Origin of the sequence: Novosphingobium sp. PhB57 (assembly GCF_004342985.1) — a bacterium.
Lineage (GTDB): Bacteria > Pseudomonadota > Alphaproteobacteria > Sphingomonadales > Sphingomonadaceae > Novosphingobium.
On the sequence record NZ_SMBO01000002.1, the window covers coordinates 495,449 to 515,482 of the forward strand.

At 65.8% G+C, this 20,034-nt stretch carries 17 protein-coding genes and 1 tRNA gene; 6 read left to right on the forward strand and 12 right to left on the reverse strand.

Annotated elements, in window-relative coordinates; genetic code table 11:
* Positions 1 to 69 precede the first annotated feature (69 nt).
* Positions 70 to 933 carry a hypothetical protein gene (locus EDF58_RS10015; protein WP_132265348.1) on the reverse strand — a complete coding sequence of 288 codons (864 nt, stop codon included), beginning with the start codon at positions 931 to 933 and terminating at the stop codon, positions 70 to 72.
* A gap of 65 nt (positions 934 to 998) precedes the next feature.
* The gene (locus EDF58_RS10020; protein ID WP_132264962.1) at positions 999 to 2,324 is read right to left on the reverse strand and encodes a replication-associated recombination protein A; all 1,326 of its coding nucleotides are present in this window, start codon (positions 2,322 to 2,324) and stop codon (positions 999 to 1,001) included.
* A gap of 90 nt (positions 2,325 to 2,414) precedes the next feature.
* Between EDF58_RS10020 and EDF58_RS10025 the strand changes: the two genes are divergently transcribed.
* Positions 2,415 to 2,852, forward strand: a complete 438-nt coding sequence (locus tag EDF58_RS10025; RefSeq protein WP_132264964.1) for a hypothetical protein — start codon at positions 2,415 to 2,417, stop codon at positions 2,850 to 2,852.
* A gap of 64 nt (positions 2,853 to 2,916) precedes the next feature.
* Here the strand turns inward: EDF58_RS10025 and EDF58_RS10030 are convergent, their stop codons facing one another.
* The 3 genes from EDF58_RS10030 to EDF58_RS10040 all read right to left on the reverse strand — a co-directional run bounded on the left by EDF58_RS10030 (position 2,917) and on the right by EDF58_RS10040 (position 5,443).
* Positions 2,917 to 4,068, reverse strand: a complete 1,152-nt coding sequence (locus tag EDF58_RS10030; protein ID WP_132264966.1) for a glycosyltransferase family 1 protein — start codon at positions 4,066 to 4,068, stop codon at positions 2,917 to 2,919.
* A gap of 212 nt (positions 4,069 to 4,280) precedes the next feature.
* Positions 4,281 to 4,796 (reverse strand): hypothetical protein, encoded by a 516-nt coding sequence (locus tag EDF58_RS10035; protein WP_132264968.1) that lies wholly within the window; start codon positions 4,794 to 4,796, stop codon positions 4,281 to 4,283.
* Positions 4,797 to 5,059: 263 nt separating this feature from the next.
* A complete protein-coding gene (locus EDF58_RS10040; protein ID WP_132264970.1) occupies positions 5,060 to 5,443 on the reverse strand; it encodes a hypothetical protein in 384 nt (127 codons plus the stop codon).
* Positions 5,444 to 5,719: 276 nt separating this feature from the next.
* On the opposite strand from EDF58_RS10040, the gene EDF58_RS10045 reads away from it, so the two are divergent.
* Positions 5,720 to 6,595 carry a porin family protein gene (locus EDF58_RS10045; protein WP_132264972.1) on the forward strand — a complete coding sequence of 292 codons (876 nt, stop codon included), beginning with the start codon at positions 5,720 to 5,722 and terminating at the stop codon, positions 6,593 to 6,595.
* 142 nt (positions 6,596 to 6,737) lie between these two features.
* Here EDF58_RS10045 and typA read toward each other — a convergent pair whose 3' ends face one another.
* Positions 6,738 to 8,567, reverse strand: coding sequence for a translational GTPase TypA (typA, locus tag EDF58_RS10050; protein ID WP_132264974.1), 1,830 nt, complete (start codon positions 8,565 to 8,567; stop codon positions 6,738 to 6,740).
* A gap of 567 nt (positions 8,568 to 9,134) precedes the next feature.
* Here typA and EDF58_RS10055 point away from each other — a divergent pair.
* On the forward strand, positions 9,135 to 9,599 hold the full coding sequence (locus EDF58_RS10055; protein ID WP_132264976.1) for a DUF805 domain-containing protein: 465 nt from the start codon (positions 9,135 to 9,137) through the stop codon (positions 9,597 to 9,599).
* 21 nt (positions 9,600 to 9,620) lie between these two features.
* Here the strand turns inward: EDF58_RS10055 and EDF58_RS10060 are convergent, their stop codons facing one another.
* Together EDF58_RS10060 and EDF58_RS10065 are read right to left on the reverse strand one after the other, a co-directional pair.
* A complete protein-coding gene (locus EDF58_RS10060) occupies positions 9,621 to 12,161 on the reverse strand; it encodes an FtsX-like permease family protein (RefSeq protein ID WP_132264978.1) in 2,541 nt (846 codons plus the stop codon).
* Positions 12,154 to 12,891: an ABC transporter ATP-binding protein gene (locus EDF58_RS10065; protein WP_132265349.1), complete on the reverse strand. Its 738-nt coding sequence runs from the start codon at positions 12,889 to 12,891 to the stop codon at positions 12,154 to 12,156. Before EDF58_RS10065 ends, EDF58_RS10060 begins: the two co-directional genes overlap by 8 nt.
* 37 nt (positions 12,892 to 12,928) lie before the next feature.
* On the opposite strand from EDF58_RS10065, the gene EDF58_RS10070 reads away from it, so the two are divergent.
* Positions 12,929 to 13,639: an arylesterase gene (locus EDF58_RS10070; RefSeq protein ID WP_132264980.1), complete on the forward strand. Its 711-nt coding sequence runs from the start codon at positions 12,929 to 12,931 to the stop codon at positions 13,637 to 13,639.
* 58 nt (positions 13,640 to 13,697) lie between these two features.
* On the opposite strand, the gene recF is transcribed toward EDF58_RS10070, so the two are convergent.
* Together recF and EDF58_RS10080 are read right to left on the reverse strand one after the other, a co-directional pair.
* Positions 13,698 to 14,801, reverse strand: coding sequence for a DNA replication/repair protein RecF (recF, locus tag EDF58_RS10075; protein WP_132264982.1), 1,104 nt, complete (start codon positions 14,799 to 14,801; stop codon positions 13,698 to 13,700).
* Positions 14,802 to 14,868: 67 nt separating this feature from the next.
* Positions 14,869 to 15,723, reverse strand: a complete 855-nt coding sequence (locus EDF58_RS10080) for a queuosine precursor transporter (protein ID WP_132264984.1) — start codon at positions 15,721 to 15,723, stop codon at positions 14,869 to 14,871.
* Positions 15,724 to 15,822: 99 nt separating this feature from the next.
* Here EDF58_RS10080 and EDF58_RS10085 point away from each other — a divergent pair.
* Positions 15,823 to 15,899 (forward strand) — tRNA-Arg (locus EDF58_RS10085).
* Here EDF58_RS10085 and EDF58_RS10090 read toward each other — a convergent pair.
* Positions 15,870 to 17,504, reverse strand: a complete 1,635-nt coding sequence (locus EDF58_RS10090) for a recombinase family protein (protein ID WP_132264986.1) — start codon at positions 17,502 to 17,504, stop codon at positions 15,870 to 15,872. The genes EDF58_RS10085 and EDF58_RS10090 overlap by 30 nt on opposite strands.
* Before the next feature lie 291 nt (positions 17,505 to 17,795).
* The gene (locus EDF58_RS10095) at positions 17,796 to 18,788 is read right to left on the reverse strand and encodes a hypothetical protein (protein WP_132264988.1); all 993 of its coding nucleotides are present in this window, start codon (positions 18,786 to 18,788) and stop codon (positions 17,796 to 17,798) included.
* 59 nt (positions 18,789 to 18,847) lie between these two features.
* Between EDF58_RS10095 and EDF58_RS10100 the strand changes: the two genes are divergently transcribed.
* Positions 18,848 to 19,930 carry a hypothetical protein gene (locus EDF58_RS10100; RefSeq protein WP_132264990.1) on the forward strand — a complete coding sequence of 361 codons (1,083 nt, stop codon included), beginning with the start codon at positions 18,848 to 18,850 and terminating at the stop codon, positions 19,928 to 19,930.
* Positions 19,931 to 20,034 lie beyond the last annotated feature (104 nt).

Genomic DNA, 20,034 nt, shown 5'->3' on the forward strand with positions numbered 1-20,034 from the left:
AGCCGAACTGTCCCTGTCAGTCATGTTGGAGGCCGGTTGTTCACGGCCTCAATGGGGACAGGTTCTGGGCTATGGCGCGCCGAAGGTCCAGCCCTCGGTCCTGGCCAGTTCCGGTGTGAGATCAAGGGGTTTCCACAGGTCTTCGCGCGGGGCCGCCGTGCGCAGCCAGGCCGCGGTGAGGAGGGCATCCGCGCTGTGATCGTCGATCGGGCCGGTTCCCCCTGTCGGCGGCGAACCCAGTGCGGCGAGCGCGGTATCGAGCGCGGCATGGTCGGTCATTTTCGCCCGCCCGGCAGAGCGGCCCGCCGCGACGGCGGCAAGCGTGGTGTAGATCTCGGTCACGACCGAGCCGGATACGGGGAGGGGATCGATCGGCCAGACCGGAACCGCGCCGCGCAGGCGGTGCAGCAGGCGCATACCGGTGAGGCTGGACTTGCCCACTTGCGCGGCGCCCACGAGGTTGAAGTTGGAATAGGGTCTGCACCCGGCGCGGGCCTGCGCCTGTTCGGTCACGCGCAGGCGTCCGCGGCGGTGGCCTGCGCCGGGAAGGTGGAAACGCAGGCCTTCGCGGCCGCCGTGACGCCGGAAGTAGGCACTGATTTCGGGATGGTCGACGAAGCTGGCCGCGGCCAGATGGGCGTCTTCGGCGCAGACCCTATCGATCAGTGCCCAGAGCGCGCGGGCGTCCTGGGGACTGGCCGGCCAATCGGGGAAGAAAGCCCCGGCATCGGCGAAGGGCAGCGAGATGCCGAGGTCCAGCCCCACCAGCGTGTCCTGCGGCAAGTCGTCCCGCAGCAGGTGCAACACCGCCTCACGCGACCAGTGGCGATGATCCGCAGGGTGCAACAGCCGCGGCGCGCCCTCCAGCCCGCAGAGAGCGACGGCGATGCCCTTCTGGCGCGGGCCGAGGGCGCCGGACCAGTCGATGGCCATGAAGTGCCGGAAACGGGCCGGGGCGCCGGACAAGTGACGGGGCAAGGCCTAGACCCGTTCGTCCATCAGGTCTGCCCCTGCCGCTCGGCCCGCTTGCGGTCCCACCATTCGAGGCGCTTGCGAATCTCGCGTTCGAAGCCGCGCTCGACCGGCTCGTAGAAGCGTTGCGGCTCCATGTCCTCGGGCCAGTAGTCGTCGCCGGAGAAGCCGTCCGGCGCATTGTGGTCGTAGGCGTAGTCCTTGCCATAGCCGATGTCCTTCATCAGCTTGGTCGGCGCGTTGAGGATATTGGCCGGCGGCATCAGCGAACCGGTCTCGCGCGCGGAGCGGGCCGCGGCCTTCCAGGCCACATAGGCGGCATTCGATTTCGGCGCGGTGGCGACATAGAGGCAGGCCTGCGCGATCGCCAGTTCGCCTTCGGGCGAGCCGAGGAACTCATAAGCCTGCTTGGCCGCCAGACACTGCGCGAGGGCCTGCGGATCCGCCAGGCCGATGTCCTCGCTGGCCATGCGGACGAGGCGGCGCAGCAGGAACAGCGGCTCCTCGCCGGCGGTCATCATGCGTGCCAGATAGTAGAGCGCGGCCTGAGGGTCCGATCCGCGCACCGCCTTGTGAAGCGCCGAAATCAGGTTGTAGTGCCCGTCGCGGTCCTTGTCGTAGACGGCCACGCGCCGCTGCAGGAACTGGCCGAGCCCGGCCGGATCGAGCGGCTCCGGGATCTGCGCGGCGTAGAGTGTCTCGGCCTGGTTGAGCAGGAAACGCCCGTCGCCGTCGGCAGAGGCGACCAGGGCCGCGCGGGCGTCGTCATCGAGGGGCAGCGGGCCTTCCAGCGCCTCGGCCTTGCCGAGCAGCGTGTTCAGCGCCTCTGCGCCGAGGCGGTGCAGGATCAGCACCTGGGCGCGGCTGAGCAGGGCGGCGTTGAGCGCGAAGCTGGGATTCTCCGTCGTCGCGCCGACCAGGGTGACGGTGCCGCGCTCCACGAAGGGCAGGAAGCCGTCCTGCTGGGCGCGGTTGAACCGGTGGATCTCGTCCACGAACAACAAGGTCCGCTGGCCGGCGCGGGCGGCCAGGTCGGCCTCGGCGAAAGCCTTCTTGAGGTCGGCCACGCCCGAAAACACCGCCGAGACCGCCGTGAAGCGCATGCCCACCGCATCGGCCAGCAGCCGCGCGGTGCTGGTCTTGCCCGTGCCGGGGGGCCCCCAGAGGATCATCGAGGAAAGCCGCCCCGCCGCCACCATGCGGCCGATCGGGCCTTCCGGCCCGGTGAGGTGCTCCTGTCCGACCACGTCCTCCAGTGTGCGCGGGCGGAGGCGATCGGCAAGCGGGGCATCCTCCCGCGGGGTGTCGGGCGTGGGGGACGGGGGAAGGTCGTCGGCAAAAAGGTCGGCCATGGGACCTATCTAGCCATTGTCCCGCAGAATTGCATCGTCTGGCCGAGGCGCGTATCCTTGCGGGCTTGAAGCAGGCAGGGAGGCACAGCGATGATCGGAACCTTGCGCGTCAGGGCCCCGCGCCACCTGTGGATCGTCGGCGTGCTGGCGCTGGTGTGGAACGCCTTCGGTTGCACCGATTTTTCCATGACGGTGACGCGCAATCCGGCATGGATGGCGCCGCTTTCGCCCGAGATGATCGACTGGCTGGACGCTGCGCCAAGCTGGACCGTGGCGACCTGGGCGCTAGGGGTCTGGGGCGGACTGGCGGGATCGCTGCTGCTGCTCCTGCGCTCGCGCTGGGCGGTGGCGGCGTTCACGATTTCGCTGCTGGGGCTGGCGGTGAACCAGATCTATCCCTTCGTCTCCCGGACGCCCGCCATGCTGACCAGCCCCGCCAGCATCGGCATTACCCTGGCGATCTGGGCGATCGCGGTGTTCCTGCTCTGGTACGCGATCCGGCTGCGCCGCAGCGGCGTGCTGCGCTGAAGGGCGAGCGGAAAGAGGCTGAGCGGAAAGAGGCTGAGCGGGAAGAGGCTGGCCGGGGACGCGCTCAGCGGCGCAGGCGCTGGCGCACGAGGCGCAAGTAGGTATCGGCCACGTCCTGGTTGATGCGGTCCCAGCTGAAATCGAGCGCCCGGTTTTCGCCTGCCAGGCCGTTGCTGGCGCGCAGGGCCGGGTCTTCGATATAGGCCTTCAGCGCTTCGGCGAACTGGTGGATGGCGCCCGGCGGGATCAGCCTGCCCGAGACATGGTCGTCGACCAGGCTCTGGCTGCCGGTGGCCGCGGCCGCTACCACCGGGAGGCGGCAGGCCATGGCCTCCAGCGTGACATTGCCGAACGTCTCGGTGACGGAGGGGTTGAACAGCACGTCCATGCTCGCGACCGCGCGGGCGAGACCCTCGCCTTGCTGGAAGCCGACGAAGGCCGCCTGCGGCAGGCGGGCCTGGAACCATTCGCGCGCCGGACCCTCGCCCACGACGAGGACCCGGTGAGCGACATTGCGGCGGCGCAGGTCGTCCAGCGTGTCGGAGAAGACGTCGAGGCCCTTTTCCATGACCAGGCGGCCCAGGAAGCCGACGACCACTTCATGGTCCGCGATGCCCTGTGCGCGGCGCCAGGCCAGGTCCCGCCGTTCGGGATGGAAGATGTCGCGGTCGACGCCGCGCGACCAGATCGAGACGTCGTAGTTCATGCGCTGTTCGCGCAGGAGCTGGGCCATCGATTCCGAAGGGGCGACCAGGGCGTCGCAGCGGCGATAGAAGCGGCGCAGCATCGCTTCCACCACCGGTTCGCCCCAGGCCATGTTGTAATAGCGCAAGTAGGTTTCGAACCGGGTGTGGACCGAGGCGAGTACCGGCAGGTTGCGCGCGCGCGCCCAGGACACGGCCTGATGGCCCACGGGGTCGGGCGAGGATACGTGGACGACATTCGGCGCGAAGGCCTTCAGGTCGCGCCGCGCCTTGAACGAGATGGCCAGCGGAACGCGGTATTCGGGGCGGTTGGGGATCGGCAGCGAATGAATGCCGATCAGGTCTCCGGTCGGCTCGAACGCGGGCTTCTTCACCACTGGCGCATAGACGCGCACTTGGGCGCCCTGGCGCAGCAGATAGCCGACGAGGCGGTTCAACGCCTGGTTGGCGCCGTCTCGGACATAGTTGTAGTTGCCCGAAAACAGGGCAATGCGCAGGTCGGCGGTTTCCATGGTGGGCAGCCCCATAGCGTTCCCCGCCGAGATTGGCGAGTGGGCTTCACAGATGCCGCGCCGTTCCTGAGGAAAACCGCTGCTTCGGCGCGCCGGATAGGCGCAGATGGCCGATAAACGGTCTTCTGCGCCGAAGGCAGGACGCCGCCGGACTGCGGTTCGGCAGTCCGGCGGCGTCCCCTGGTGGATGGTCCCGTCTTCGGGGTCAGCCCTTAGCGACGCCAGTCACGGCGGTGATCGTCGCGCCGGTGGTCGTCGCGGCGGTAGTCGTCATGGCGGCGATCGCCGCGCCAGCCGTCACGGCCGCGGTCCCACCGGTTGCGGTCGTCGCGCCAGCCACGGCGGTCGTCGCGCCACGCATGGCGGCCATCGCGCCAGCGGTCACGGCCGCCCCAGCGCTCGCGATAGTAGGGCGCATAGTACCGGTCGTAGTAGCGATCGCGGTAGTAGCGGTTCGGCGCGCCCTGGTAATAGTAGTAGTAACCGGGCCGGTCGCGCACGGTGACGTAGCGGCGGGAGCCGTAATAGCCGCGATCGTAGTAGCGGCCGTCGTCGCGGTCTGCGAGCGCGGCGCCGAGCGCCAGGCCGATCACGCCTGCACCGATGGCGATGGCGGCATCGTTACCGCCCCGGTCGTAGTAGTCCCGCGCCATGGCAGGCGCGGATGCCGAGAGGGCCGATGCGGCCAGAGCCGTCGCCAGCCCCAGGGACTTCCAGTTCAGTTTCATCTTATCGCACTCCTATCCGGGCCAACCAAGTTACGGCGGAATCGGCGGGCATGTCGGACCCCGAGATTTCGCCCTGGCCAGTGAACTTCGCGTGAACTTGACGTCACATGCGACGAGCCGCGCGGCGCCGTCGCCATGATGCTGCCGCCGAAACAAGGACGCCCGGCCGTAGGGGTGGCCGGGCGTCTCGGTTTCCCGATTTCCCGGGGCCAGGCGGAGAGGGGTTTATCCGCGAGGCCCCGATCGTCGGGGGCTTTCAGCGATCAGTAGCCGCGGCGGTAGTCGCCGCGATCGTGGTCGTAGCCGCGGCGATAGTCGCCGCGCTGGTAACGGTCGTAGTCGTCGCGGCTGTGGCGGCCGCCATTGCCGTCCCAGTACCAGCCGTCGCGGTACTGCCAGTTGCTGCTATAGGCCGGACCGTAAGAGTAGCCGCTGTTGTAGTAGCGATCGTCGTTGCGATAGCGGTCGTTGTTGCTGCTGGAAGCGATGATCGCGCCCAGGGCCACGCCGATCACGCCGGCGCCGATGGCCACTGCGGCGGTATTGTCATTGTGGCGATAGTGGTCGCGGGCCATGGCCGGAGTTGCCGTGGCGAAGGCGGTGGCAGCGAGGGCAGTGGCAAGCGTGGCGTTGCGGAAGAATGTCATTGTACGAAACTCCTTGCTGGGCAGGGGCTCCGGTGGGGCCGGGGTCTCGTCCCTTGTTGAGTTTCTTCTACGCCTGCCTGGCTGAACCGCATCGAAGCGACATCGGCAGATTCCGTTCAGGTTTGTACGACTTTGTATGAATCGATTGGAACGCCCCCGCGCCTTTTGCTCGGCCCATCGGAAAGCGCTCCTCACTTCATCGCAGAAAAGGAAACAAAAACGGCAGCTTGGACTTCGGGGAGGGCCAAGTACGAAATTTGACAGGGAAATTACCAAATGAACACTGCCCGCCTCCTCTCGTCGGCGATCGGCCTCGCGGTCGCCGTCGCGGCCTTCCCGGCCATGGCGCAGGACAGCGATGCTCCCATCGCCACCGACACCCCCGCTCGCGACAGCCACTTCGACGGCCCCTATGTTCAGGCCTTCGGCGGCCTTTCCACCCGCGGCAACGATGGCGGCGACAGCCTGCGCTTCGATACGGACGGAGACGGCCGCTACGACAACACCGTGAACACCGCGGCCGGCGCCAATGCCTTCAGCCCCGGCTTCTGCAACGGCCGCGCCCTGGGCGCCACGCCGGACGGTGGCTGCCGCAGCGACAAGGACGGCGCCGAATACGGCGTGCGCTTCGGTTACGACAAGCGCATGGGCAACAACTTCGTGCTCGGCGGCCTCGTCGAAGGCGTGAAAAGCGACGCCAAGGACGCGACCTCGGGCTACAGCACCACGCCTGCCAGCTACACGATCCAGCGCAAGCTGGACTACGGCCTCTCGGCCCGCGTCCGCGCCGGCTATACCCCGGGCGGCGGCGCGCTGTTCTATGTGACCGGCGGCGGCGGCGTGGCCAAGCTGGACCACAGCTTCCTCACCACCAACACCGCCAATTCCTTCGACCCCCAGCGCAACAACAAGCTGGTCTGGGGCTGGCAGGCCGGCGGCGGCGGCGAGATCATGGTGGCCCGCAACGTCAGCCTCGGCCTCGAGTATCTCTACAACCGCTACAACGACAACAAGTACAACGTGGAAGTCGGCCCCGGCACTGCGCCGGCGACCAACCCGTTCCTGATCGATTCGGGTTCGACCAACATCAAGGGTTCGAACAAGGACTTCTCGTATCACTCGCTGCGCGCGACGGTGGGCTTCCAGTTCTGACCGCGCATTCTTGAGATTGCCCGAGATTGGGAGAGGGCCGGCACAAGGCCCCACATAAAGAAAGGGCGGCAACCGCGAGGTTGCCGCCCTTTCCATGTTCGTCTCAAGAGAGCCTGAACTGCGGCGCCGAAGCGCCGAGGGATCAGGAATCCTTCTTGCGGCTCTGCTTCTTGCGCTCGTTCGGGTCGAGGAAGGCCTTGCGCAGACGGATCGACTGCGGGGTCACTTCGACCATTTCGTCGTCGTCGATATAGGCGATCGCCTGCTCCAGCGTCATCACGCGGGGCGGGGTGAGGCGGATGGCGTCGTCCTTGCCGGTCGAACGGAAGTTCGTCAGCTGCTTCGACTTCATCGGGTTCACTTCGAGATCGTCGGGCTTGGCGTTTTCGCCGATGATCATGCCCTCGTAGATCTTTTCCTGCGGCTTCACGAACAGGATGCCGCGATCTTCGAGGCTGTTCAGCGCGTAGCCGACGGCTTCACCGGTGCCGTTCGAGATCAGCACGCCGTTCTGGCGGCCTTCGATCGGACCCTTGTGGCTGTCGTACTTCTCGAACAGGCGGTTCATGATGCCGGTGCCGCGGGTGTCCGAAAGGAACTCGCCGTGGTAGCCGATCAGGCCGCGCGAAGGGGCCGAGAAGGTGATGCGGGTCTTGCCGGCGCCCGAAGGACGCATGTCGGTAAGCTCGGCCTTGCGGCGCTGCATCTTCTCCACGACGGTGCCCGAGAACTCGTCGTCCACGTCGATCACGACGGTTTCGTACGGTTCGGTGCGGCCACCGTTCTCATCCTTGCCGAACAGCACGCGCGGGCGGCTGATGCCCAGCTCGAAGCCTTCGCGGCGCATCGTTTCGATCACGACGCCCAGCTGAAGTTCGCCGCGACCGGCGACTTCGAAGCTGTCGCGGTCGGCCGATTCGGTGACGCGGATGGCCACGTTGGTTTCCGCTTCGCGCATCAGGCGATCGCGGATCATGCGGCTGGTCACCTTGTCGCCTTCACGGCCCGCGAGCGGCGAATCGTTGACGGCAAAGCGCATCGCCAGGGTCGGCGGATCGATCGGCTGGGCCTGGATCGCCTCGGTGACCGAAGGATCGGCGATGGTGTTCGACACGGTGGCCTTTTCGAGGCCGGCCAGCGCGATGATGTCACCGGCGCGGGCTTCTTCCACGGGCACGCGGTCGAGGCCGCGGAACGACAGCACCTTGGTGGCGCGGCCGACTTCGATGACCTTGCCGTCCATGTCGATGGCGCGGATCGGGTCGTTGACCTTCAGCTTGCCGGACTGGACGCGGCCGGTGAGGACGCGGCCCATGAAGTTGTCACGGTCGAGCAGGGTGGCGAGGAACGAGAACGGCGCGTCCTGGTCGAGGTCGGGCGCGGGAACGTGCTCGACGATCTTTTCGAACAGCGGCGTCAGGTCGCCTTCGCGGGCGTCCGGATCGTAGCCGGCGTAGCCGTTACGGCCCGAAGCGTAGAGGGTCGGGAAGTCGAGCTGCTCGTCATTGGCGTCGAGGCTGACGAAGAGGTCGAACACTTCGTCCAGCACTTCGGCGTGACGGCCGTCGGGACGGTCGATCTTGTTGACGACCACGATCGGCTTCAGGCCGAGGCCCAGCGCCTTGCCGGTGACGAACTTGGTCTGCGGCATCGCGCCTTCAGAGCTGTCCACCAGCAGGACGACGCCGTCGACCATCGAGAGGATGCGTTCGACTTCGGCACCGAAGTCGGCGTGGCCGGGGGTGTCGACGATGTTGATGCGGTAGCCGTTCCACTCGATCGAAGTCGGCTTCGCGAGAATCGTGATCCCGCGCTCCTTTTCGAGGTCGTTCGAGTCCATGGCGCGCTCTTCGATGCGCTGGTTGTCACGGAAGGTACCGGACTGGCGGAAGAGCTGGTCGACAAGAGTGGTCTTGCCGTGGTCGACGTGCGCGATAATCGCGATATTGCGCAAGGGAAGCGGGGCGGACATGCAGTGCCTATCGGTTCGAGGAGTTGGCCAGCGGCGCATGCTGCACCGCAAAATTGGCGCGCCATTAGCCGATCTATGCAAATCCGGCAAGCGCGGAGCGGCCCTGCGCAATTGTTGCGCCTGTGTCACAATCGAACGGGAAGCGGAGGATCAGCCGCATGAGTGATTGTTTTGCCCGCTTTATCCTTTTAGGGTCGGCTTTGTAATCAGGGTGAGACGGTGACCGAAAAGAGCACCGCCGCCGGGAGAGGAATGCCGAAGGCTCCCCCAGCAAGGGCGGCTTCGCCAGACCGACGATAAGGAATCCAGCTGCGCCTCTACGGGCGCGGCGGCGCGTTACCGGCACACAGCCGGAGCGTGACAAGGCGAACCCGTGCGGCAGGGAGGAGACGCAAGGGAACGCAAACTCAGCCAGGGGCGCCGGGTCTTGCCCGAGCGCCCCTTTTCCTTTGGCGTTCCTTGACCGCAGCGGCTGTTCGCAGGGCCTGCCATGCGCGGCTTGCCGTCCCGAAGCGGGCGTCTATAGTGCAAGTCCTTGAACACGCTGTCGAACCTGAGGGGGAAAACATGTTCGAATACATGATCATGCCATTCAAGCGTTATGCCGACTTTTCGGGCCGTTCGCTTCGCATCGAATATTGGGGCTTCGCCTTGCTCAATTTCATCGTCTTCGCGGTGATTTTCGGCATCTCGATGGGGCTCGGCCTGTCCTTGGGCGCGTTCCAGCAGATCGAGCAGGGCGGCGATCCCTCGTTGCTGTTCGGCACCGGATTTTTCGTCCTGATCGGCCTGGCCGGTCTCTACAGCCTTGCGGTCTTCATTCCGAGCATCGCCGTTGCCGTGCGCCGATTCCACGACCGTGACATGAGCGGCTGGTGGTATCTCGGCTTCATCGTGCTGGGGCTGATTCCCTTTGTGGGCTGGATCGCGACCATCGCTTCTTTCGTAATCACCTGCCTGCCCGGCACGCCCGGTCCCAACCGTTTCGGCATGGATCCCCGCGATCCCACCGGCGCCGAAGTCTTCGCCTGAGGCGGCGCCGGTCGTCCGGCGCTAAAGCTCCCTCAGGGCCCGTGCCGGTTTCGCTCGCAACAGCGGCAGCGAGCCGGCCAGGGCGAAAGTCAGGATCACGATCAGGCCGGCGCCCAGCACCATCAGGATGCGCGGCCAGTCCGGCAGCCAGTCGAACTCGAAGAGCTTGACGATCACCGCCCAGGCCATGGCGCTGCCCGCGGCCAGTGCCACAAGCGCCAGCACGGCGGCGATCAGGCCGTATTCGGCAAGCTGGAGCAGCAGGAGCTGGCCCCGGCTGGCGCCCAGCACGCGCAGGATCACGTTGTCGTAGGTCCGGCTGGCGCGCGCCGCGGCGATGGCGCCGAACAGCACGGCCAGCCCGGCCAGCACCGCCACCGAAGCGGCCGCGAGGATGGCCAGGGTCATCTGGTCCAGCAGTCCGCGCGCATCGCGCAGCAGGGTGCCGGTTTCGATCACCGAGCTGGACGGAAAGGCACGGGCCAGTCGTGGCAGCAGCCCGCGCGTGGAATGGCCCGGCGGCACTTCGATCGTCGCGGCCAGGTTGTGCGGCGCTCCGGCCAGGGTATTGGGCGAGAAGACCAGCACGAAATTGAAGCCCAGGGTGTCCCAGTCGATCCGGCGCAGTGCAGCCACCCGCGCGGTCCGCTCGACACCGAGCACGCCCACCGTCACATAGTCACCCACCTTCAGCCCCACGGTCCGGGCGAATTTCTCGTCGAGCGACACGAGCGGCTCGCCGCGGTGGATCTCGGGCCACCACCGGCCGGACGTGACGGTGCTGCCTTCAGGCACGCCGACCGAATAGGTCAGCCCCCGCTCGCCCTTCAGCGCCCAGGCGTCCTCGGGGATTTCCTTCAGGTCGGACACGCGCGTCATGTGGTCCCGGGGGCCATAGGCGAGGATGCGGCCGCGCAAGTTTGGAACCATCTTCACAACTGCGCCGGGAACCTGCTGCGCGACGATGTCCTGGAATGCTCCGGCTTTGTCCTTGGGCACGTCGAGCACGAAGAAGTCCGGCGCGCGGGCGGGCACGGTCTTGCGGATATTGGCGTCGAGGCTGGTCTGGACGGCGGCGATCAGCACGAAAGCGGAGAGGCCGAAGCCAAGGGCGGTCACCAGGGCGCCGGTCTGGGCGCCGGGGCGATAGAGGTTGGCGAGGCCGGCGCGCAGCATCGGGTCGCGCGGCCTGGGCAAGTGCGCGGCGGCCCGGCGAATGCCCAGGCCGATCAGTGCGAGCAGGCCGAGCATGAGCGCGGCGCCGCCGAGGAAGCCCAGCGTCACCAGCGGCTGCGCGGCATTGAGCAGGGCGAGAGCGACGATGGCGGCGAGTCCCAGTCCGACGGGGAGCAACCAGGTCCGGCGCGGGGCCATGAGCGGCGAGACTTGCGCGCGCATCAGCGCCATGGCGGGGAAGCTGCGCGCACGGGCCAGCGGCGGCGCGGCGAAGACGAGCGCGACCAGCAGGCCGTAGCCTGTCGCTGTCAGCAGGGCCGCAGGAGAGACCGTGAAGCCCGTGTCGACAGGCAGGAGCGAGCCGAGAGAGCGCGCCAGCAGCGGGGTTACCAGCACGCCTGCCAGCAGTCCGGCCAGGCTGCCGACCAGCGCTGCCGCGCCGACTTGCAGGAGGTAGATGCGGGCAATGTCGCGGCTCGTCGCGCCCAGCACCTTGAGCGTGGCGATCGAGGCGCGCCGCGCTTCGAGATAGGATGACACGCCGCCGCCGATGCCGATCCCGGCGATGACGAGCGCGGCCAGACCGACAAGCGCGAGGAACTGGCCCATGCGGCTGACGAAACGCTGGGTGGAGGGCGAAGCGGCCTTGCGGGTGCGGGTGTCGAAGGCATCGTCGCCGAAACGCTTCTTCAGTGCATCGACCACGGCGTCCGGGTCGCGCATCGCATCCGCGAACCGGACGCGCGTGGCGCTGCGGTACATGGCGCCGGGGGCGGTCAGCCCGGCGCGCGAGGGCAGGTCGAGCGCGGAGATCGCGGTGTCGCCCAGCGCGAAGCCTTCCGAAAGCTTCTCCGGGTCGCTGGCGATCACCCCGCCCACCCGCTGCTCCACGCCCCCGATCGAGACGCTGTCGCCCCGGCTTACGCCCAGGCGCGCGGCGGTTCCTTCCGAAAGCCAGACCGATCCGGCAGGCGGTGCGCCGACCTTGCGGCCGTCCTGGAGTTCGAGCCGGCCATAGAGCGGCCATTTTGCGTCGACGGCCTTGAGCGCGACCGGGGCCGTCAGATCGCCCTTGCGGGCTATGGCCTGAAGGCGAAAGCCCGGCGAGACCTGGCCGTAGCGGGAAAGCGCATTCAGTTCCTTGTCCGAAAGGCTGCGCTGCCAGGTCTTCAACTCGATATCGCCGCCCAGCACTTCGCGGCCGCGCGTCGTCAGTTCGCGCTCGATCGAACCGGTGAGAGTGCCGATCGCCGCGATCGCGCCAACCCCCAGGAACAGGCAGACGAGCAGCAGCCGCAGGCCCTTGAACCGCGCCGAAAGGTCGCGGCGGGCGAGTGTCCAGGCGGTGCGCCAGGGCAGCGTCGGCGCGGAGGCGGGGTCAGGCAAGACCAGCGCTCGCGCCTTGCGCCCGGAACCGGTCGCTGGCGATCCGGCCGTCCGCCAGCGTCACCACGCGTTCGCAATGGTCGGCAAGGCTTTCATCATGAGTGATGATGAGCAGGGTGGCGCCCGCTTCCGCGCGGCGGGCGAACAGCAGGTCGACGATGGTGGCGCCGGTGGCAGCGTCGAGATTGCCGGTCGGCTCATCCGCGAAGACGAGTGAAGGGCGCGGCGCCAGCGCGCGGGCAATGGCCACGCGCTGCTGCTCGCCGCCGGAAAGCTGGGCCGGATAGTGTGACAGGCGGTGCCCCAGCCCCACCGCGGCAAGTTCCGCCTCGGCGCGTTCGCGGGCATTGTCCATCCCGGCGAGTTCCAGCGGCGTCGCCACGTTTTCAAGCGCCGTCATCGTCGGCAGGAGATGGAAGGCCTGGAGCACGACACCGATCCGGCCGCGCCGGGCGCGGGCGAGGGCGTCCTCGTCCATGGCCGAAAAGTCCTGCCCCGCCACGCTCAGCGCACCGCTGCTGGCACGCTCCAGCCCGGAAAGCACCGACATCAGCGAAGATTTGCCCGAACCGGACGGGCCAAGCAGCGCCAAGGTCTGTCCTTGCGGTACGGAAAGGTCGATGCCCTTCAGGATTTCGACGGCGCTGTCGCCGCTGCCGAGGGTCAGGCGCAGGTCCTGCGCAAGAATTGAGGGGGCGGGGGGCTGGGAAGGATTGCTCACCGGTCCCATATGGGTGGGCAAAGCCCCGTAGTTCAAGGAGAAAGCCTTGCGCGTTCACGCGAAAGCCCTGCTCGTCCCTTCGCTCTTGCTGCCACTCCTGCTCGGCGCCTGCGACAAGGCCGCGCCGCCCGCGCCTGACCGGACGCAGAGCGCCGTCGATGCACCGCCGCCGATTCCGGCCATGGGCCCGGAGCGGCCGATCCTCGCCTTCGGGGATTCGCTGCTGGCAGGCTATGGCCTGGACGACGGCGAAAGCTACCCGGACCGGCTGGAACAGGCGCTGCGCGTGCGGGGCGTCAACGCGAAGATCGCCAATGCCGGGGTCTCCGGCGATACCACCGCGGCGGGTCTGGAACGGCTGAACTTCACGCTGGAAAGCCAGTCTCCCAAGCCGGAACTGGCCATCGTCAGCCTGGGCGGCAACGACATGCTGCGCTCGCTGCCCCCGGCGGAGACGCGCAGGAACCTTGAGGAAATCCTGAAGCGCCTGAAGGGCGACAATATCCGCGTGGTGCTGCTTGGCATGATGGCGGCGCCCAATCTGGGCAAGGACTATGCCGCGACCTTCAACCCGATCTATCCGCAACTCGCGCAGAAATACGGGGCGACGCTGGTGCCGTTCTTTCTCCAGCCGGTGATCGACAAGCCGGACCTGATGCAGAAGGACCACGTCCATCCCACTGCGCTGGGCATCGATGCCATCGTCAGCGCGACGGTGGACGACGTGGTGGATGCCTTGCCGAAGCAGGGCGGCTGACGATACCCGCAGCGCAAGGGGCGGGGGGCTATCCCCACGGGGGCTATCCCAGCAGGGGCTAACCCAGCCGGTGCACCGCGCCCGAACGCACTTCCCAGATGGCGGCCTCCCCGGCGATGGCGTCGAAGGGGGCGAGTTCGGTACCGGTCAGCCAGACTTGCGCCGAGCCCGCGCGCAAGCGGTCGAACAGGGCTTCGCGGCGCACGGGATCGAGATGGGCGGCGACTTCGTCCAGCAGCAGCAGACGGGGACGCTGTTCGGCCCCGGTTTCCAGCAGCTGCGAATGGGCCAGCGTAATCGCGATCAGCATCGCTTTCTGCTCGCCGGTGGAGCATTCGGCGGCGGCCTGGCCCTTGCCCGGCCCTTTGCCGGCCATGGTCACCAGGATCTCGTCGCGATGCGGGCCGGTCAGAGTGCGCTGCGCGGCGCGTTCGCGGGCGCGGCCTTCGCGCAGGGCACGGGCGAGGCCCTCGGAAGAGATCGGTCCACCCGGCTGATAGGCCAGCGAAGGACGCGCGAAAGGCGAATCGGGCAGGGCGGCAAGAGTCTGCTCCAGTCGCTCGACCAGTTCGGCGCGGGCGGCGGCGACCATCGATCCGGATTCCGCCAGTTGCAGCTCGATTGCGTCCAGCCAGCGCCGATCGGGCGGCATGTCGTCCGAGAGCAGGCGATTGCGTTCGCGCAGCGCGTTTTCGAGCCGGGTGGCATGGCTGGCGTGGTCCGGCCGCACGGCGAGCACCAGCCGGTCGAGGAAACGCCGCCGGGCGCCGGCCCCTTCCACGAAAAGCCGGTCCATGGCCGGGGTCAGCCAGCCGATCGACATCCATTCCGCCAGGCGCACGGCCGGGGCTTCGGCGCCGTTGATCTGGACCAGGCGGCGGCCGGGACGCTCAGGCAGGACGCCGGTTCCCAGCTGCACCGGCTCCTCGTCCGCCACGAGCAGGGCCGCGCTCACCGCGAAGCCGCCGTCGAAATCCTGCCCCGGCATGTCGGCAAGCCCGGCACGGCGAAGACCGCGGCCAGGCGAAAGCAGCGAGATCGCCTCCAGCACATTGGTCTTGCCCGCGCCGTTCTCTCCCACCAGCAGGTTGAACTGCGCCGTGCCTTCCACCGCGGTCTCGCGGTGGTTGCGGAAACGGGACAGGAGGATGCGATCGAGCATGGTCGCCGGCGGGCCTACCGGCGCGGGCCGGTCATGCCAAGCGGGAGGCGCGGTTTATTCGGAGCCTTTATTCGGCGTGTGCCGCCGCCCTGCGGGTCTTGGCGAAAGGAGAGAAGTCCACGTTGCTGTCGAACACATCCACGCCTTCGCGCCGCTTCAGCCAGCCGACGACCAGGTACGTCACCGGGGTGAGCACCACTTCCCAGCCGGTCTTGATCAGCCACTGGGTCAGCGCGAGCAAGGCGATCGAGTGCGGGGTGAAGCCGGCCACGCCGAGGAAGGCGAGGGGGTAGAACAGCGCGCTGTCCACGCCTTCGCCGAAGATCGTCGAGCCGATCGTGCGGGTCCAGAGATGCTTGCCCTGAGTCATGACCTTCATGCGCGCCAGGACGAAGGAATTCACGAACTCCCCGGCCCAGAAGGCGCAGACGGAGGCGAAGACGATGCGCGGGGTCTGGCCGAAGATCGCGTAGTAGGCCGCCTGGTTCGGTGCGGTCACCTGCTTGCCGGCGACGGTGTAGGTCGCGGAGGCGAGCGCCCAATCCGGGCTGGCAGGAATTTCCACCACGACCACGCTCATCACCACCATGAACAGCAGCGCGAAGAAGCCTGCCCAGATGCAGCGGCGGGCATTGGCATAGCCGTAGACCTCCGTCAGCACGTCGCCGATGATGTAGGAGACCGGGAAGAACAGCACGCCCGCGCCGAACGTGACCGGGCCGATGACGGGGAAGGAGACTTCCGCCTGCTTGGCTGCGCCGATCAGGTTGGAGAGCAGCAGGATGACCACGAAAGCCACCAGCATATAGTCGAAATAGCGGAAATGACGCCGGGCGCCGGCCATCCCGTCGATACGCGAGAGGCCCGCGTCGGAAAATGCGGGGCTGGAAGAGGCTGGGCTGGAAAGGTCTGCTTCGCTCATCGGCTGTGCGTAACCTGCCGCCGCAACGGGGCAAAGCACAAGTTGCGCCCATAGCGCGGTTTGCCTCCGCGGCGAACCGCGCTATGGGGAGCGCGACGCGCGCCCGTAGCTCAGCTGGATAGAGCACGAGCCTTCTAAGCTTGGGGTCACAGGTTCGAACCCTGTCGGGCGCGCCATTTCCGTTCAGCTTTGGGCACCATGGCCCCGAGCGTCTGCGAGGCCACAAGCGCGCGTTGTAAAGCTGAATTTTGCCCGGATATCCGGATATCGCGATCCCCCACCTCGACGCGGTCGACCAGCAGGTGGACATATTCGCGGCGGAGTTTGGGATCGGGACCGGACAGCTTTCGGCGTAGCAATTCACCAAACTGGGAGACGATGGCTGGCGTGATTCTCCGGTCGCCGATTTCGAGCTGCCTCTCCAACACAGCGATGTCGGCCTCTGCGCTGGTGCGCTGGGCTCGGATGTTGTTGAGCTCAGTCGCTATCTGGGGATCGTCTGGACTGCAAATACCATTCCGCACCAACTTGATGACACTCGCGCTCTCGCCTTCGAGCTGAGTGATGCGTGCACGGAGCCGCTTGAGCTGATCTTCGCGCTCCGCAACGGCGGTGGCGGAACGATCCAACCAGGATTGCAGAAGGGCATGAAGCCGCTCCGGTTGGGTCAGCTGCTCGGCTACGGCTTCGAGGACGATACCGTCGAGCAGTTCCATAGGCACTCTGCGGCCCTGGCAGGCATCGGGCCCCTGTTTCACCCTGGCGGCGCAGCCGTAATAGGCGTAGCGACCAGACTTCCCAGTGACCGTCATCATGCCCGCTCCGCAACCGTCGCCGCCACAGCCGCAGACGGCGAGTTTGGTCAGCAGCCTGGTGTTTGTTTTGACCGCGGCCTCGCCCATGCGTGGATCGCGGTCCGCCATCTGTTTGCGCGCGGCATAGAACACATCCTCTGTCACGATCGGCGGGACGGGAATGGGTACCCATTCGCCCTCAGGACGGGTTTCGCCGGTGCGGGAGTCGCGCCGGTTGAACATCACATAACCGATGTAAGCGGTGTTGGTGAGGATCGCATGCAGGTTTGAAATGCTGAACCGCTTGCCGCGAATGCGCTCGCCGCGCTCATTGAGGTACTGCGCGAGCCCGGTAATGCCGATCGGCCCCTCAGCAGTACCATGCAAATACGTATCGAAGATGAGGCGCACCAGATCGACGGTTTCAGGATCGTGCTCAAGCTTCTTGCGATCCTTGCCGCGCGGTTGAGGCACCACGTAAGTGCGGAAACCCAAGGGCGGCGTCTGTCCGTTCCAGTAGCCTGCTGCCGCATTCGCGATCATTGTTCGGCGGACGTGCTTGCCGTTTTCGGCCGAATGATACTCGTCGAAGAGGGCGAGCATGCCCACGGCCATGTCGGCTGCGGGATTGTCGCCAAAGGCCTGGGTAATCGAAACTATGCGAACTTTACGGCGCCGTAGACGCTCGCGATACTGCATAAAATCGAGCGCGTTCCGAAACAAGCGCGACAGTGAGTGGACGAGAATAATGTCGACCGGGTGCTCGTCGGACTCGGCGAGCGCGATCATTTGGCGAAAGGCGCGTCGATCATCATCGGTCGCGCTGCCGGCCTCGGAAAAGACGCGCACGCAGGCCGCGCCGTTTTCGTCGATCCAGCGTTCGGCACTGGAAATCTGATCGGGCAGCGAGAGGTCGTTTCGTTCCTGGCGGGTCGTCGAGACGCGTGCGTAGACGAAGACCTGCTTGCCTTCAAAATCGTTTTGCATGCGTCCCCCTTGTGGTCCGCTGCGGTTCAACCGTTGAAGAGAGCGGAGATTTCAGTGCCGAGAAGACGGTCGATCAAGGCGACTTCTTCATCAAGAACGAACATAGAACAAGAGAGAGGTTTGCACCCGATATTCTCGATGCCTGCCTAGGCCGACCAGTGCCTTCCTCATGCCGGGAAGGGGAAAGCTATCTGTTTCCTGAGAAAGATCGGGCGGTGTTGGCATGGATCATTCCATGCTCATTTCGCGCCTCGGCTGCCTCGCGACCCATGTGCACTTTGTACCGCGGTCTTACATCCTAGCGCGATTTAGGCGCAGTTCGGGCAGCACATCGAGAAGATGAAAGGTGCGACGCTCACAATTGATGTCGCCCTCATCGTCGCGCGTCAATCGCGCGCCCATGAGTGTTAGCCAGGCAATAGCGGCGTTAACTTCATTTTTGCCCTGATTGTCGAACCTGGCGATTTCTTCTTTACGTCCTGACTTTGATCCGAACGCCGCATCTTCCAAAATGACACGGCGAAAAGAATCGAGCAGCATAATGATATGGGTTTTCGACCCGGCCGGCATTTTCGACATATCGAAGGCGGGCAAGTGTCCACCGAAATTGTAAGGCAGCCTCCCATGGGCCTCGTAAGCCCGCTCAGCCCTTTTGAATTGTTCCGACAGCCAACCAGCCGACTGCACGAAGCGACAAATGCTGACAGATGCGCATTTCAGCGGTCCCATTCCTGAATAGCGCGCCGCCGCCGCCAGCTTGGAGGTGGTTTCGATTTCCGTTCTGGGCTCATTACGCTGTGAGGTTCCCAGAATGGCCTTAGGCATCGTCTGCAAATGATTCGGCTCGTTTTCGAGCGCGGTGCGAGCGAAGTCGGTAAAACGGTCAACTTGCCGGCGGAGTTTGACGAGCTGGCGAGGCGGTAGTTTCTCGAGCCGAGGAGATATCAAATGCTCCACGATCTTGGCGACGCTGCCGGACACCTTCGCATATCGAGGTGGCGCGACCGGCTTTCCCGGCGTCCTGGCCGCGATCCGATCGCGGCGATGGGCGTTTCGCTCGGGTGAATTCATATATCCGCTGAAGCAGGACCGGGCAGTGTCCGCGACCTTCGCAAAAATCCGGTTTAGGCCGCTCGCCCTGATATAGCCGTCCATGTGGGCAACCAACCCATGCGCGGGCTCAGTCAGGCTGAGCGAAAGGTCAGCAATGGTGGCCTGCACCTCGCGCGCGTTGAGTATCAAAGTCTGCACGAGGACAAGATCCAGGCATTGCTTCATCGTCAACTGGGCGGGCGATACACGCTGCCGGTTGTCTCAAGCTCAGTGCCCACCGCCATGAAAGCGTGCGACAGAACGAAGTGCGCCGCCATTTTCTGGCGAGACGTTCCCTCAAAACGGTGACGACGCGCGTTGCTGAATTTCGTTCCAGTCTTGCCACATGGCGTGAAATTGGAACCGAGATCGGACGCGTCGCAGCGTTTAGGATTGCACTCGCCAATCATTTGGTACTGTTTCCACACGCGAAAAGCGCCTTGGTAATTCACCGTGACAAACGGCGGAAGGCGGAAATGGCCGCCATCAACAATCTGAGGTCGATGGACCCCGAACGCCGCGCGGCAATCGAGGACGCTGTTCGAGCTCTTGAACGACGGACTTACGTTCCGCTGGTTCGCACTGATGTAGGGCTGTCCATTCATCCGGCGCATGAGCACGACCCGCATCTGCGCGCGGCCAGCCTCTTTGAAGCCGAGCCGGTCATACAGGATGCATTTCGCCAAAAATGGCAGGCCCTCATCTCAGCACTATCCTGTCTCAAAACAGACCGCCCGGATGGTCCTGTCGTCCTGAGGGAAAAGGGGCTGGCGCCTGTGAACATCTCACCTGACATGCAGGCTGCGGTAGAGCCGGTAATCGCAGAGGCCGATGTCCAGGCAGCATTACAGCAGGCGAGCGAATCGTGGCGAGCGCAAAATCTGGCGGCCGAGCGAGATTGGCAAAACCGGGCAGAGGAAAAACGCCGGAAAAAGGCCGAGCGCGTCAAAGCCATTAATCAGGCGCTATCTGAAATTCGCAGCCGCGTCGCCAACGATCCCCGCTTCCGCCAGGCGGTGGAGCCAATCTACACCGAAATCAATGTGATCGTGAAGGCCTTGGCAAACTCGGCTCTCACATACCGACGCGACGAGGGCGGATTTGTTTTTCGCGCACCCGATGTCAGCGTCCGCTTTGCGACGGGAGCACTGGCATCGACGCCGGCGGGAAGGCTTGTGTTGAATCTTCTGCATAAGTGCGTCCAGGCGCCTGATGATCTCGGCTTCGGTTGGGCGTCCTGGCAAGTTGAAATACCTTCGCGCGCTATTTCGAAAGGGCCCTCCGCTGCTCCGATCGAGTGGCCGCCAATGGATCGCGGCAATGGCCGCGAATGATAGCCATACGCGGACTCTTGGTTTCCGATTGCGTCGTCAGCGGGCCCACCTCTGAGCCAGGGAAAGCTTGAAGAGCAGCAGATGGCTGCAATTTCTGAAATGAA

What these genes read in the sequence shown, in the direction of transcription:
- EDF58_RS10015 (WP_132265348.1), bottom strand. Translation starts at nt 933, where the DNA reads ATGGCCATCGACTGGTCCGGCGCCCTCGGCCCGCGCCAGAAGGGCATC.
- EDF58_RS10020 (WP_132264962.1), bottom strand. Translation starts at nt 2,324, where the DNA reads ATGGCCGACCTTTTTGCCGACGACCTTCCCCCGTCCCCCACGCCCGAC.
- EDF58_RS10025 (WP_132264964.1), top strand. Translation starts at nt 2,415, where the DNA reads ATGATCGGAACCTTGCGCGTCAGGGCCCCGCGCCACCTGTGGATCGTC.
- EDF58_RS10030 (WP_132264966.1), bottom strand. Translation starts at nt 4,068, where the DNA reads ATGGAAACCGCCGACCTGCGCATTGCCCTGTTTTCGGGCAACTACAAC.
- EDF58_RS10035 (WP_132264968.1), bottom strand. Translation starts at nt 4,796, where the DNA reads ATGAAACTGAACTGGAAGTCCCTGGGGCTGGCGACGGCTCTGGCCGCA.
- EDF58_RS10040 (WP_132264970.1), bottom strand. Translation starts at nt 5,443, where the DNA reads ATGACATTCTTCCGCAACGCCACGCTTGCCACTGCCCTCGCTGCCACC.
- EDF58_RS10045 (WP_132264972.1), top strand. Translation starts at nt 5,720, where the DNA reads ATGAACACTGCCCGCCTCCTCTCGTCGGCGATCGGCCTCGCGGTCGCC.
- typA (WP_132264974.1), bottom strand. Translation starts at nt 8,567, where the DNA reads ATGTCCGCCCCGCTTCCCTTGCGCAATATCGCGATTATCGCGCACGTC.
- EDF58_RS10055 (WP_132264976.1), top strand. Translation starts at nt 9,135, where the DNA reads ATGTTCGAATACATGATCATGCCATTCAAGCGTTATGCCGACTTTTCG.
- EDF58_RS10065 (WP_132265349.1), bottom strand. Translation starts at nt 12,891, where the DNA reads ATGGGACCGGTGAGCAATCCTTCCCAGCCCCCCGCCCCCTCAATTCTT.
- recF (WP_132264982.1), bottom strand. Translation starts at nt 14,801, where the DNA reads ATGCTCGATCGCATCCTCCTGTCCCGTTTCCGCAACCACCGCGAGACC.
- EDF58_RS10080 (WP_132264984.1), bottom strand. Translation starts at nt 15,723, where the DNA reads ATGAGCGAAGCAGACCTTTCCAGCCCAGCCTCTTCCAGCCCCGCATTT.
- EDF58_RS10090 (WP_132264986.1), bottom strand. Translation starts at nt 17,504, where the DNA reads ATGCAAAACGATTTTGAAGGCAAGCAGGTCTTCGTCTACGCACGCGTC.